Origin of the sequence: Shigella sp. FC1967, from assembly GCF_001743005.1 — a bacterium.
GTDB lineage: Bacteria > Pseudomonadota > Gammaproteobacteria > Enterobacterales > Enterobacteriaceae > Proteus.
Window position 1 is genome coordinate 1 of sequence record NZ_MIIZ01000367.1, and the last position, 232, is coordinate 232.

Here is a 232-nt window from a genome sequence, read left to right on the forward strand (position 1 = left end):
TGTAGAGGGGGGGGTAGAATTCCACGTGTAGCGGTGAAATGCGTAGAGATGTGGAGGAATACCGGTGGCGAAGGCGGCCCCCTGGACAAAGACTGACGCCTCAGGTGCGAAAGCGTGGGGAGCAAACAGGATTAGATACCCTGGTAGTCCACGCTGTAAACGATGTCGATTTAGAGGTTGTGGTCTTGAACCGTGGCTTCTGGAGCTAACGCGTTAAATCGACCGCCTGGGG

The 232-nt window shown here is 55.6% G+C and carries 1 rRNA gene; it reads left to right on the forward strand.

What is annotated here, in order from left to right:
- Positions 1–232 (forward strand): 16S ribosomal RNA (locus BHE89_RS03275); the annotation flags it as partial.